10 protein-coding genes are annotated in these 13732 nt (G+C 51.7%); 8 read left to right on the plus strand and 2 right to left on the minus strand.

The window, feature by feature from the left end; translation table 11 throughout:
* Nucleotides 1–316: 316 nt before the first annotated feature.
* Nucleotides 317–1573 carry an Hsp70 family protein gene (locus PsWM33_RS08070; protein ID WP_063299840.1) on the minus strand — a complete coding sequence of 419 codons (1257 nt, stop codon included), beginning with the start codon at nt 1571–1573 and terminating at the stop codon, nt 317–319.
* Between the two features lie 316 nt (nt 1574–1889).
* Between PsWM33_RS08070 and gmd the strand changes: the two genes are divergently transcribed.
* The 3 genes from gmd to PsWM33_RS08085 all read left to right on the plus strand — a co-directional run bounded on the left by gmd (nt 1890) and on the right by PsWM33_RS08085 (nt 4409).
* Nucleotides 1890–2957: a GDP-mannose 4,6-dehydratase gene (gene gmd, locus PsWM33_RS08075; protein ID WP_063299934.1), complete on the plus strand. Its 1068-nt coding sequence runs from the start codon at nt 1890–1892 to the stop codon at nt 2955–2957.
* A complete protein-coding gene (gene fcl, locus PsWM33_RS08080) occupies nt 2950–3918 on the plus strand; it encodes a GDP-L-fucose synthase (protein WP_063299841.1) in 969 nt (322 codons plus the stop codon). Before gmd ends, fcl begins: the two co-directional genes overlap by 8 nt.
* 146 nt (nt 3919–4064) lie before the next feature.
* On the plus strand, nt 4065–4409 hold the full coding sequence (locus tag PsWM33_RS08085; RefSeq protein WP_063287656.1) for a RidA family protein: 345 nt from the start codon (nt 4065–4067) through the stop codon (nt 4407–4409).
* Between the two features lie 755 nt (nt 4410–5164).
* On the opposite strand, the gene PsWM33_RS08090 is transcribed toward PsWM33_RS08085, so the two are convergent.
* Nucleotides 5165–6688, minus strand: a complete 1524-nt coding sequence (locus tag PsWM33_RS08090) for an acyl CoA:acetate/3-ketoacid CoA transferase (protein WP_063299842.1) — start codon at nt 6686–6688, stop codon at nt 5165–5167.
* 228 nt (nt 6689–6916) lie between these two features.
* Here PsWM33_RS08090 and PsWM33_RS08095 point away from each other — a divergent pair, with 228 nt between their 5' ends.
* The 5 genes from PsWM33_RS08095 to PsWM33_RS08115 all read left to right on the plus strand — a co-directional run bounded on the left by PsWM33_RS08095 (nt 6917) and on the right by PsWM33_RS08115 (nt 13492).
* Nucleotides 6917–7579 (plus strand): YrbL family protein, encoded by a 663-nt coding sequence (locus tag PsWM33_RS08095; RefSeq protein WP_208985646.1) that lies wholly within the window; start codon nt 6917–6919, stop codon nt 7577–7579.
* Nucleotides 7580–7816: 237 nt separating this feature from the next.
* Nucleotides 7817–9106 carry an MFS transporter gene (locus tag PsWM33_RS08100; protein ID WP_063299844.1) on the plus strand — a complete coding sequence of 430 codons (1290 nt, stop codon included), beginning with the start codon at nt 7817–7819 and terminating at the stop codon, nt 9104–9106.
* 116 nt (nt 9107–9222) lie between these two features.
* Nucleotides 9223–10380 (plus strand): iron-containing alcohol dehydrogenase, encoded by a 1158-nt coding sequence (locus tag PsWM33_RS08105; protein ID WP_063299845.1) that lies wholly within the window; start codon nt 9223–9225, stop codon nt 10378–10380.
* Between the two features lie 28 nt (nt 10381–10408).
* Nucleotides 10409–10867 carry an acyl-CoA thioesterase gene (locus PsWM33_RS08110; protein ID WP_063299846.1) on the plus strand — a complete coding sequence of 153 codons (459 nt, stop codon included), beginning with the start codon at nt 10409–10411 and terminating at the stop codon, nt 10865–10867.
* A gap of 228 nt (nt 10868–11095) precedes the next feature.
* On the plus strand, nt 11096–13492 hold the full coding sequence (locus tag PsWM33_RS08115; protein ID WP_208994460.1) for a methyl-accepting chemotaxis protein: 2397 nt from the start codon (nt 11096–11098) through the stop codon (nt 13490–13492).
* Nucleotides 13493–13732 lie beyond the last annotated feature (240 nt).

A 13732-nucleotide genomic window follows, 5' to 3' on the forward strand; every position in this document is an offset into this window, starting at 1 on the left:
CTTAAGAATTCATTAACATTTGCATCTAGGGAACCTGAATTGGTTGAAAGTGACAATTCCGAAATAAGGGTAGAGAGAAAATGTAGATTTAAATATGGGGTGTTGTTTTTGAGGGGGGCGCCTTTCGCAAGGCAAAGGATCTTGTTCTTACGCCGCAGCGGGGGAGGGGGTATTCGTTCATGCTGAGACGAGGCAAGAAAAAAGAGGCCCGGTGGCCTCTTGATGTTTTTTGGGAAGGTGTACGCACGTTCGTCATCAACTAAAACATGCTGAGCAAGGCGCAGGCTCCACTCAGCATGGTTCTGGCTCGATAACCCTAGGCAAACTTGCGGCGGGCATCTGCTGCAAGGCCAAGGCCAACAGCGCCGAAGACGTTGCCTTCAACCACAGACGCGTTTGGCATCAAGGACTTGAAGTGTTCGCGCAGCATCGGGATGCGGGTTGTGCCGCCGGTGAGGAACATGCTGTTGATCTGATCTGCGGTTACGCCAGCCTTGTTCAACGCTTCCTGAATGGTGGCTTCGATTTTGCCAACGGATGGGCCAATGGCGGCATGGAAATCAGCGTTGGTTGCATCAACCAGAACGTCTTCTTCCTCCAGCTCAATCTTCAGGCTCGCAATCTCTGCAGAGGACAGGTCGATCTTGGTCTGCTCCACGCGGGTGGCCAGCATGTGGCCGTCTTTTGCGCGGATCACTTCGCGCAGACGTTCCACCAGATCAGGCTGCGCTGCTTCGCGGCGCACTTCCCCCAATTCCCGCAGGATATTAGGCGAGTAAAGCTGGTTGATGAACTGCCAGGTTGCCAGATCAAAATAGTATTTTGAGGGCAGGGCGCGTTTGCCATCTTTGGTCAGCGTTTTATAGCCCAGATGCGGCATAACCTGCGCAAGTGAGAGCAACCGGTCAAAGTCGGTACCACCGATATGAATACCCGTATTGGCGAGAATATCACTGGTGCGATCTGCTGCGTTTTTGCGCTCTGGTGAAACGCGAATGACAGAAAAGTCGGCGGTACCGCCGCCAATATCCAGTACCAGAATAAGCTCTTCGCGCGTTACTGTTTGCTCATAAGCCAGCGCCGCTGCAATAGGCTCATACTGAAAGGCAATGTGCTCAAACCCTTCCTGGCGGGCGATCCCTTCCAGCGTTTTTTCTGCTGCACGGTCAGCGGTTTCATTGCCATCGATGAAATGCACCGGACGCCCCAGAACCACGCTGGAAACGTTCTCCTGCATGTGCGTATCCAGCTTGCGTTTTAGTTGGCGCAGGTAGAGCGCAATAATATCTCTGAATGCCATACGGCCACCCATGACAGCCGTTTTTTCCTGAATGAGGGATGTGCCCAAAACGCTTTTAAGCGCCTGCATAAGGCGGCCCTCATCGCCCCTGATGTACTCTTCCTTGGCCTTGCGTCCATAAACGATCTGCTCGTCTTCAAAATTGAAGAAGATGGCGGACGGCATTTCGCTGTGGCCGTCTTCGAGCATCACAAGTTCAGGGCTTGCGCCGGAAAAGATGCCCACGGTTGAGTTGGAGGTTCCAAAATCAATGCCTGCGAATGCGCTGTTCATTTTTTAGACCTCTCATCATGCCTCAAGTCAGGCAAAGGTGGACGGCTGCCAGGCAATTGGCGGCACCAATGGGTTTTCAGGTTCGGGATACCTCCCTAGGCATTTGGGAGGGCGAGCTTGATACACGCTGCTTTACGGGATTGCCAGTGAATTTTGACGGGACTTGGATATCTTTGTGGGTGAAAATCAAAACCCGTTTAAAAACATCAGATTGTAGAAACACCCAAAGAATACAGGGGCGTGTTTTCAGAATTGCGACAACAACCAATCTGCTTCTAGGTTCATGCTCTGTTTCCCTCAAATTTTTGAGCGTGCCATGGCCTTACAGAAAACCGCTTTGATAACAGGTGTTACCGGACAGGACGGAGCGTATCTCAGCCGCTTTCTGCTGGATAAGGGGTATGTGGTGCACGGTGTTAAGCGCCGCTCCTCAAGCTTCAACACAGGAAGGATTGAGGGGATCTATCAGGGGCCCCATGAGGATGATGCCCGTTTCATCCTGCATTATGGCGACCTGACGGATGCCACCAACCTCATCCGTATCATGCAGGAGGTGCAGCCCGATGAGGTTTATAATCTCGGCGCGCAATCTCATGTGAAGGTGAGTTTTGAAACGCCGGAGTACACTGCAAACAGTGATGCACTGGGTGTTTTGCGGTTGCTGGAGGCGATCCGTATCCTCGGATTGGAGCAGAAAACGCGGTTTTATCAGGCCTCGACCTCAGAGCTTTACGGTTTGGTGCAGGAAGTGCCCCAAAAAGAGACGACACCGTTTTATCCGCGCTCCCCTTATGCAGCGGCCAAGCTTTATGCCTATTGGATTGCGGTCAACTACCGGGAAGCCTACGGAATCCACGCAAGCAATGGCATCTTGTTTAATCATGAGAGCCCTCTGCGCGGTGAAACCTTCGTAACGCGCAAGATCACTCGCGCCGCAGCCGCGATCAGTCTGGGGCAGCAGGAAAAGCTGTATCTGGGCAATATTGAGGCTACCCGGGATTGGGGGCATGCGCGCGACTTTGTTGAAGGCATGTGGGCTATGCTGCAGCAGGATGAGCCGGATGACTATGTGCTGGCAACAGGCACTATGACCTCAGTACGCAAGTTTGCAGAACTGGCGTTTTCAAAATGCGGCATCACACTGGAATGGCAGGGCAGCGGCGTTGAAGAGAAGGGGATTTGTTCTTCAAGTGGTCGCACTCTTGTTGAGATCGACCCACGCTATTTCCGCCCCTCAGAAGTGAATGAGCTCCTTGGCGATGCCAGCAAGGCGCGGGATAAACTCGGTTGGCAGGCAAAAACCACCCTCGAAACACTGATTGAGGAGATGGTGCAGGCAGACTTGCTGGAAGTGAGAGACAGCAAGGTGCTTGAAGATGCCTGAGCCGCAAGCCACTGACTTTGATCTGACTGGAAAAACGGTTTTCGTAGCCGGGCATAAGGGCATGGTTGGTCGTGCTCTCATGAAGCGGCTGGCGCGGGAAAACTGCACTCTTCTGACTGCGGACCGGGGGCAAGTAGACCTTACCATGCAGGCCGAAACCCTTGCCTTTTTGCAGGAGGCGAAGCCAGAGGTCGTGATTGTTGCTGCCGCCAAAGTGGGAGGCATTTGGGCAAACAATGAGTACCCCGCCGAGTTTCTTTATGAAAACTTGGCGATTGAAACCAACCTCATTCGTGGTGCCTTCGCAGCTGGCGTGCAAAAGCTCCTGTTTTTGGGGTCATCCTGTATCTACCCAAAACACGCTCTGCAGCCGATAGAGGAGGGGGCATTGCTCTCTGGCCCTCTGGAACCAACCAACGAATGGTATGCCATTGCTAAGATTGCCGGCATAAAATTGTGTCAGGCCTTCAGGTGGCAATATGATTGTGATTTCATTTCTGCCATGCCAACCAACTTGTATGGGCCGGGTGACAACTTTGATCTGACAAGCAGCCACGTTTTGCCTGCCCTTATGCGCAAAGTGCACGAAGCGAAGATAAGCGGAGCTGAATCCTTTGAGATTTGGGGAACGGGTGCTCCGCGCAGAGAGTTTCTGCACTGCGATGATTGCGCGGATGCTCTGGTGCATCTGCTCAAGACATACTCTGCAGAAGAACACATCAATGTTGGCTTTGGTGCGGACATTTCAATTCTGGAACTTGCGCAACGTCTCTCCAAGGTTTTGGGTTATCAAGGTGCCATTACACAGGACACCTCCAAACCAGATGGAACTGCGAGAAAGCTAATGAGCTCAGCACGTCTGAAGCGGCTGGGGTGGGAGCCATCCATCTCGCTGGATAAGGGAATTCGCCAAACCTATCAGTGGTTTTTGGAAAACGGGGTGCAGAAAGAGCTGGTTTAACGCAGCTTTCTCGAAAACACTTGGACACCCGCAAATGTCACAGTGAAATTAAGAGCAGTTTCAGTCATGGTATCTCGCTGAGATTGGGCGTTGGAGCGGATGTTGATCTCTGCATCCTTCTGCCCCTAAACCAAAGGGATAGCACCATGATTGAACGCATGCACACCAAGCAGCGTATGAGCAAAATCGTCAAGCACAACGGCACCGTTTATCTGTGTGGCCAGGTTGGCGTGCGCGGTGAAAGCATCAAAGAACAGACCGCAGAATGCCTGCGCCGTGTTGATGAACTGCTTGTGGAAGCAGGCTCCAGCCGCGAGCAGATTCTGCAAGCCATCGTCTGGCTCTCTGACATGCGTGACTTTGCTGAGATGAACGAAGTCTGGGACGCATGGGTGCCAGAAGGGCATGCTCCTGCACGCGCATGCGGTGAAGCCCGTCTTGCTTCTCAGGAACTGTTGGTGGAAGTCATCGTAACAGCGGCTTACGATTAAGACAGACAGGTGTTTAGAGCTGTTTTTGCTTGGTTTCATTCAACCAAGGAGTACAGTTCCATTCCTATGATTTTGCGAGTGCGCGTCCTGCTCATGTGCAGGGTGCGCTCTTAGGAGTGAAGCTGAGAAGCGTTTGTCCTCGCCATTTGCGAACCATGGCAAATGTTAAAGTGAGCACGGCTTAGTGGATGACCACCACCACGTGATTTGCAGGCAAGCAGTCGTGCTCTTTGCGTAAAATCGGTCAGTTATCAGCCAAAACTTATTCCCCTTTCCAAAATCTCTCGTACTCTGAATTTATGCCTACGTAACGGGCTGCTGGCGGACCGTCCGTCAGTTTGTCGTAGGCTGGGTGGGGCTTCTGGAAGAAGTAACGTATCTTTCAGTGGTCCGGTGGAACCGATTTTCAAACGTGACCGCATGGTTTGAGAGGAAGGGCCCAAGTCTGAGGGGCATCACGCGGTGGCACGAACCAGTCAGAGTGGTGCGTGTCAGGGATGAAGGAACTGTTTTAGTAAGGAAACTTGCTGGAATAAGCCATTGTCCTTCCAGGAAACTGGCTATCGTGTCTTTCAGGATAAGAGGCGATGTTGTCCATACCAAAATGCCCGGGCAAGGCGACAGCCAATGCCGAAGAAACTAACTTCAACAAGTAGCGCAGGTGTTGCCTGCTCGCCTTGCTCCTCCCGTTTCTCGGGAATTTAAGCGCCAACACTGCCGGCAAAGCCGTGCGGTGCTATTCGTGTTTGTAACGGCTACAATGCGTTGAATATGTGCTCCGGCATCTTGCGTTGCACATCCACTTTGCAGGCAAACCCCATATGCGCCAGCACATCCCGTTTGGGCTTTATGCCAGGGGCAACTTCAGTCAGCACCAGCCCGTTAGGCCCCAGTTGGAAGACGGCTCGCTCGGTCACATAAAGCACTTCCTGCCCATTGGTTTTGGCATTTAAGGCGTTGAAGGTGATGTGGTCTGTTTGCTCCACAAACTTTGTGTGGGTTCCATTGCGCGTCACTTTGAGTTTGTCTTTGCGGTACTCAACCTGTGAGTCCACGCCCGTCAGTAAACCGCAAAACACGAGCTTTCTGGCGTTTTGTGAGATGTCTATGAAGCTGCCCGGTCCAACGATTTTACCGTTCACTTTGGACAGGTTCACATTCCCATGCCGGTCCACTTCGCTCATGCCCAGAAAGGCAATATCCAGCCCGCCGCCGCTATAAAAGTCAAACTGATCCAGTGAAGAAAGCAGCGCTTCGGATCCCAGAGCTGCGCCATAAAGAGAATCTCCCAGGAACTGGCCGTTGTGATGCCCGTGTTCGCAAGAAAGCCAGATCCTTTCTGCCAACTGCTTGCGCTGTTCAGCAAAGCGAATGCCAGCAGGAACGCCAAAGCCGATATTCACGGCTGCGTTTTCAATCAACTCCTCTGCAGCCCGGCGTGCAATCACCTTGCGGGCAATCTCGCTGGGTTCGTTTTGAACTCTGGCATGAGAGGGTTTGATATCCCCGCTGAGAGCAGGGCTGTACGGCGTGTCATAGGCAATGGTCTGGCCCGGAGCTTCGACAATTGCATCCAGAAAAACACCGGGAACGGTAACAGAACGAGCTGGCAGACTTCCGGTCTGCACCACGTTTCTAACCTGCGCGAAACAATGGCCGCCACTGTTATGCGCAGCCGTCGCTAAACTGAGACAATCAAGTGTGACAGCTTCCTCATCAAGGCTGAGATTGCCTTTCGTATCTGCCGTAGACCCACAAATCAGAGCAAGGTCGATCTTGAACGGGCGGTACCGGAGGTATTCCTGACCATGCAGGTGAAGCAGTTCCACAAGCTCATGCTTGGAAGACTTGCTGCATTTACCGCCGCCATGTCTGGGATCAACAAACGTCCCCAGTCCGGTGCGGGTGAAGAGACCGGGACGACCCGCACCAATTTCGCGGATCAACTGCTGAATAACCCCAGCCGGAAGGCAATAAGCTTCCAGCTTGTCTTGAGAGATCAGTTTTTGGAGGGAAGGAGTGAGAACGAAGTGAGAGGTGATAATGCCGCGCAGCATTCCCTTATGAGCAAACCGGTTCAGCCCCCGTTTGTCACCATCTCCGATGGAGAGCGAGTTGATGATGAATAGGTTTTTGGGTTGCCCTGTCGAAAGAAACCGCTGCTCAATGGCCTCCAGCAAAGCTTCCGGCGTTGCAAGGCCCCGCCCACAGCCGCCAATGACAATGGTGTCGCCATCTTCCACAAAAGCCGCAATTTCACGCGCACTGCAGATCTGCATCCTGCTGGTTCCCGGAGTTTGTGTCCGTTTTGTCTTTGAGCCAATTATCCCTCAAACCCTGAAAAGTCCGGTTAAGGCGCATGCAGATGAAATAAAGATCTTTGGAAGCAATGCTTTAAGTATGTGTGGCAAGAAAGATGCTTCTCAAACCATTATAATTTGTTATGTAAGTGGCTCAAATTTACAAAAAAGACTGGCTTAAAGTTGACTGTGTTTCAGGAAGATCAAGTGTTTCAGGTGGGAGAATTCATTCGTGGGGGCGGATTCCGCGACACCTATGAATGTGCGTCTGATCCAACGAAGCTCCTGAAGTTTGACCGGTACGAGGCTGGTGAGCGCAAAGTCAAAAGCCGCGGATTTTTGAAAGACCTGTTTCGGTCGGTTCGTGCGAAACTAGGTTACAAGAAGCAACGTTTAAGCGGCAATCAGGATGAGTTGCTGGGGTGGCAGCACATTCAAGACGTTGGTTTGGATGAACACCAGTCTTTCGCGAAAGTCTACGGGATCGTGGAGACTGATCGCGGACCTGCTTTGCTAACCGAGAAGATCGACAACTTTTGGCACCCGGAAATTCGCAGTATCCGGGATTACATCAGTCGCCATGGTCGCGTTGAGGACAAAGAACTTATTCGCGCTTTGATTGATTACTTTAAAATCTTACGTCAGAACCACGTTTCCTGTTTCGCCGACAGACCGGAAAACATGGGCATAGTTCTCGATGCTGCAGGCAATAAGTACATCAAGAGCTTTGACGTAAAAACATATCTGAACCATCAATTGCTGCCTCTTCATAAGGTTGATTATCTTAACAAAAAGCGGATCAGGCGGCGGCTAGATCGTCACCTCGATATATTAAGTGGCGAGAGCTCTGGCGACGGCCACAAGATTTGATCTGGCCAAGCGAAGTGGCTTGTTTTGCTAAACTGGCCTCTGATTGAGAAAAGCCCGCCTCATTTCTCACCTACGGTTCGTTTGCTTTCTGCATTTTGGCCAATTTTCTTCACCTATACGCGCCTTGTATCTGGGTTGGCTTCGGTTAAGCTGACAAGATTGCAAATTTGGTGAGCGCGATATTTTGTGCGCTGATTATTCTGGTGTTATCAATCAATTGAAATTGGGGCGGACTTCGTGGCGCAGAGTGAGGCAGTAAATACTTCCGTGTTGGCATTGTTTAAGCTGAGCGCGTTTCGTCGATTTTTTGGTGTTCTTGTTCCGGCAGCATTTGCAGACTGGATCGACTTTATCGCGATCATGGTGCTTGTGAGCTACAGTTGGGACATGGGAGCGACTGAGGTTGCCAGTGTCATTATGGCCGCGACCTTGCCCCGTGTGATCTTCGGCCTGCCAGCCGGTGTTCTGGTTGACCGGATTGGGGCTGGGCCTGTGCTGATAGCCGGTTTGATCATCCGAGCGGGGTTGATGGTTGGCATGTTCTTTTTTGCCACCAGCCTTTCGCTTCTTATTGCTTTTGTGTTTTTGAAAGCCACAGTGTCAGCTGCGTTTATGCCTGCACAGCAACTGGCGTTGAAGAAGATCGTGCCGTCAAACATGCTGACACAGGCGGTCAGCGTGGATCATTTCGTCATTCAATCGACCAAGATTTTTGCACCGGTTTTGGGGGGCGCTTTGCTTGCCGTGTGGAGCCCACATATTGTCTTTCTACTTGGTGGCGCCAGCTTTGCCGTAGCCTCTCTGATTTGCCTGAGCTTGTTAGGAGTGCTGAAAAAAGACGCTAAAGATGCTTCTGAGGAAGGCACTGAGAAAAGCAGTGTGGTGAATGATGCCAAGGTCGGACTGGCTTATCTTTGGAGAACACCGCGTCTCCTCTTAGGCATGGCGCTCATTTGCCTCTTTATATTCAGCGTGTTTCTTTACGAGGCGGTGCTGCTGTTGCTCATTAAAGAAACCGGGCAACCAGAAGCCGCCGCGGGGCCAATTCTGGGGTCTATTGGCGTTGGCGGACTTGTTGGAACTTATCTGACGGCCAAGATTGGCGACCGTATCAACTTGCACCTGCTTATGGTGATTGGCTCTTTCTTCGGGGGTGCCCTCACCATAGTCGTGGGCTGGGTTCCGTTTAGTTCAGTGCCTTTTGGGATGCAGGAACAGATGGCGCTCTGGTTCGTTGCCGGTGCCTTCACCAGCTTTATCACAGTTCCGTTTGGGGCAATCGTTGTTAAGCAAACGCCTGAGTATTTGTTGGGGCGTATCACTTCGGTTGGGGAGATGCTGCAATCGAGTCTCATGCTGATTGCCATCCCGATTGGGGCCTTTCTGGCCGAGCAATGGTTTGTCTCCATGCCCTTCTTCGCAGGCGGTGCTATTATGTGTGGTGGAGCGGTGATTGGACTATTTGCCGTGCTGAACCTTGGCAAAGTGCCTGATGCGGAACCGGTGATTTCAGAGGAAGTTGTCTAAGCGTTCCATCAAGCAGTTACGACTTTAATTGCGCTCGACCTTGCTTGTTGGCTGAGGCATTCTCGCTGCATTGCTCAAATTTGCCACCTACGCTGAGCAATGAGGGGGGGAATGAAATGACAGGCTTTGTATTTAACACGGCAGCCAGCGTTGTATGTGAACCCGGTGCGGTTCAAAAGCTGGATGAGCTTACACTGAAGACCATTGGTAAACGCGTTTTTCTGGTGAGTGATAAAGGACTGATGAAAGCAGGTCTTGTTGAGCCTGTGATCGCTCAGCTGGAAGCTGCTGGAATAGACGTTACCCTGTTTGATGATGTTGTTGCCGACCCGCCAGAAGCCATCGTCTTGCAAGCTGCAGATTTAGCTACATCGGCTGGTGTGGATGGTGTCATCGGCCTGGGTGGTGGCTCCTCGCAGGATGTTGCCAAGCTTGTTGCGTTGCTTGTTGGGGGAGGCGAGCAGCTTACTGACATCTACGGTGTTGGAATGGCGAAGGGGAAAAGGTTGCCGCTGATCCTTATCCCGACAACCGCTGGCACAGGGTCTGAAGTGACGCCAATCTCCATCATCACGACGGGTGAGGCTGAGAAAAAGGGCGTTGTGTCTCCGTCCCTATTGCCTGACGTGGCAATACTGGATGCGGATCTCACGGTTGGCCTGCCACCACATGTCACAGCTGCAACTGGCATTGATGCGATGGTGCATGCAATTGAGGCCTACACGTCGACATCTGCAAACAACAATCCGGTGTCTAAAGTGTTGGCGCAGGAAGCCTTGCGTTTGCTGGGTGCGAACATCGAAAAAGCCGTGAATACACCGCAGGATAAAGAGGCACGTTCCAATATGTTGCTGGGCTCCATGTTGGCGGGGCAGGCGTTTGCCAACTCTCCGGTGGCGGCTGTGCATGCGCTGGCTTATCCGATTGGCGGCATCTTCCATGTGCCTCACGGAGTTTCCAATGCGCTGGTTCTGCCGCATGTGATGCGGTTCAACTTGCCAACCTGTGCGCAGGCTTATGCTGAGTTAGCTCCGTTGGTGTTCCCGGAGCTCTCAGAGATTCCGGCGGATAATCGAGGCAGCGTGTTTGCAGACCGGTTGGCGGAGCTTTCCAAAGTTCTGGGTGTTGAAACAACGCTTCGTGAAGTGGGCATTAATGAGCAGGACGTTGTGAAGCTGGCCAGTGAAGCGATGAAGCAAACGCGGTTGCTGGTGAATAATCCACGTGAGGTTGACGAGGATAGCGCCTTGAAGATCTACCAGCAGGCTCTTTGAGAACGGATTGAAGCGGAGACCATAGACTATGAGCAAACCCAAAAAGCCGGCTGCGCATACTCGTGCACATTACGCGTTCTTCAGTGATGTTCAGACCCGTTGGGAAGACAACGATGTATATGGGCACATTAATAATGCGGTCTACTACAGTTATTTCGATAGTGCTGTGAACGCCTACCTCATCGAAAACGATGCCCTCAACATTCATGAGGGGGATGAGATCGGGTTGGTTGTGGAATCTGGTTGCCAGTACTTCTCTGAGATCGCCTACCCGGAAAAGATCGATATTGGTTTGCGCGTCGGGCACCTGGGCAACAGCTCTGTGCGATACGAACTGGCCTTGTTTGCGCAAGATGCTGAGAGAGCCGCCGCACAAGGTTTTTTTACGCATGTGTACGTAGATCGTGCGACACGCAGGCCGCAAGCGCTCTCCGGCAATCTGCGTACTGCACTTGAAGCGCTGCTATCTCAGGTTGCTGATTCTTAATTGGTAAAAATGTAGTCATTTATTGTACTTATAATAAAGACATGACGAACGCATAAGATGATAAAACTTTCAGAAAGTACTCAGTTAACGTCATAGATACCCACGGGTTAACCACTGGTTGATATTTACAAGCATAAGATGCCGCCAAGTCATGGGCAATGACTTCTATTCGGGAGAAATCGGGTCATGAGGCGGGTCCTCCAGCTATTTGCTAATTTGCAGCTGTCGATGAAAATCGGTGGTGGCTTCATTATTGTACTCTTGCTTTCCGCTGCAGCTGGTGGGATCGGAATCTTTTCTATCTCTCAGCTCACCAAGCAAACAGAGATGACAAATGCAACCATGCGTTTAATGCAGGGCCTGCATGATACGACCTCAGCGCGTGAAACCTATCTGCGCAGCTTGAGCAAGTATGATGCAACCGCTGCTGCTGATGAGCTGAACTTGTTGGGCGCAGATCTGGAAGCTCTTCATGAGCAAGTTGTTGTTGATGGAAAAGATGGTACCGCCTTTGAAGAGACCCACGAAAATGTGCGGGCTCTGAAAGGCCTGTTCAGCCGCGTTCGCATGTCGACCGATATTCAGGAATCTCAGATTGCTAAGATGATGTCTGCTGTTGCTAAACTTCAGGTGATTGGCAAAAAGGTTCAGACTGACATCTCGAAGATTGCGGCTTCAGCCACTGAACAGGACAAGCTGGCCAAAGAGCAGCTGAAAGAAGCTGACAAAGCAGGCCGCCTTGTTGCGACTATTCAGAGTCAGGCGCTGAATATGCGTTACTTCTTCGTGAAGGCGACAACAAGCTCTGAAGAAGGCGCTCTGCGCAAAACGTTGCTCAGCGCTGCAAAGGCACGTCGCGAGATCAAGAAACTGCAGAAGATCCAGTTGTCTCATCTGGATGCCAAGGTTCTTCAAAGCCTTGCGGGTGTTGCGGACACGCTGGTTGATAAGTTAAAGGCTCTGCGCGATTCCACTGATTTCTCCGAGATGTATTCGCTGCGTCAGGACATTACTGCAAGTATTGATGTGCTTGGCGAAACGGCTCAGCTGGTCATCGGCTTTACCTATCGCTCCATTGATGACGCGAACAGGAAGCAGGCTGAAGCTGTTGACCGTAAGGAGCAGGTTGATGCTGCACTGGCCTCAGTTTCCAACGTCACACGTCAGACACTGGCTGTGAGCTCGTCTTCTCTTTCCTTCCTGCGTGCAGGTTCTGGTGTGAAGTCTGAGGAAGTCTCCAAGCAGATTGATCAGCTTGGCGCAGCAGGCCGCGAGTTTAAAACGGGTGTGAAAGACATCGAGGGTGGTGTGAAGGCATCTAAAGATGCCATCAAAGAAATCGCTGCGATCCGTTCTGGTTTTGGCTCAATGGCAAATGGTAAGAAAGAACTTGCCAGCCTTGTTACAAAGCTCACTGAGCAGTCTGAAACGGTTCAGGGCCAGATCATTGACATTGCTGCACTTGAAGCTGAACATGCGAGCGCGGCTGGTGATCTTGCAACCAATCTGATTGCGACGACCGTTGCTGTTGGTCTTGCACTTGGTGCGTTGATTGCACTGGGTCTGTCTCTTGCCATCACTCGTCCTACCAAACGTCTGACCGGCATCATGGAGCGTCTGGCAGATGGCGATACTGATGTTGAGATCGCCGGTGTAAAGCGTAAAGACGAAATTGGCGACATGAGCCGTACAGTTCAGGTCTTCCGCGACAATGCTCTTGAACGTGCGCGTTTACGCGAAGAACAGACACATGTTGCTGAAAAGGATGCTGAAAAGCAGCGCGAAATTGAGCAGTTGATCTCTGACTTCAGAAACACAGCTGCGAACTTGCTGACCTCTGTGAATGACAGCATGGGTGAGATGGGTGAGACTGCCAGCGTGATGGCAGATCTTGCTCGTGGAACTTCTGATCAGACAGAACGGGCAGCGGCCTCTTCAACTGATGCTGCAAACAACGTGCAGATGGTTTCTGCCGCAGCTGAAGAGCTGAGCAGTTCCATTGAGGAAATTGCACGTCAGGTGAGCGCGACAACCTCCGTTGTTGCCAAAGCAACTGAGAGTGCGCACGTTTCCAACGACCGCATCAATGAGCTGGCCGATGCCACAGTCAAGATTGGTGAGGTTGTCGGGCTGATTCAGGCAATCGCCGAGCAGACCAACTTGCTGGCTTTGAATGCGACCATTGAAGCAGCGCGTGCTGGAGAAGCCGGTAAGGGATTCGCAGTCGTTGCGGCTGAGGTGAAGGAACTTGCCAACCAGACGTCCAAGGCCACAGAGGAAATTAGTTCCCAGGTCTCTGCGATTCAGAACTCCACGACAGATGCTGTAACCTCCATCGAGGGTATCTCGCATACAATGGATGAGGTTACCGCATTTACCTCTGCAATTGCGACGGCTGTTGAGCAGCAGGGGGCCGCGACAACTGAGATCAGCCGCAACGTGCAGGAAGCTGCTGTTGGAACATCCAGCGTAAACGAGAATATGACGCTGGTCTCTGATGCAGTGAGCGAAACCAATACCGCGTCCTCACGTGTGCTGACGGCCTCTACAGAGGTGACTGAAAGTACGCGTGCGCTTGGCAGAGAAGTTGATGACTTCCTGACCGCGGTTGCGAAAGTCGGCTAACACACTTCAAAATTTTGAAAATTGAGAGGCAGCTTAGATATTCTAAGCTGCCTTTTGTTGTAAGCAAAATAAACCTCCACCACCGGTGGAGGACTGGAAGAGTTCTACATTTTCGGTAAGAGACCTCCCTGCTTAGGCCATTGGCGTGGCCTTTTTACATTTGAGCAGGGAGGTTTTTTATGGATACCGATCACCTTTGGACTGATCAGCCCCACTTGAGTGGTCCGGTTTGAAAGTTAG

Origin of the sequence: Pseudovibrio sp. WM33 (assembly GCF_001623165.1) — a bacterium.
In the GTDB taxonomy this organism is placed as follows: domain Bacteria; phylum Pseudomonadota; class Alphaproteobacteria; order Rhizobiales; family Stappiaceae; genus Pseudovibrio.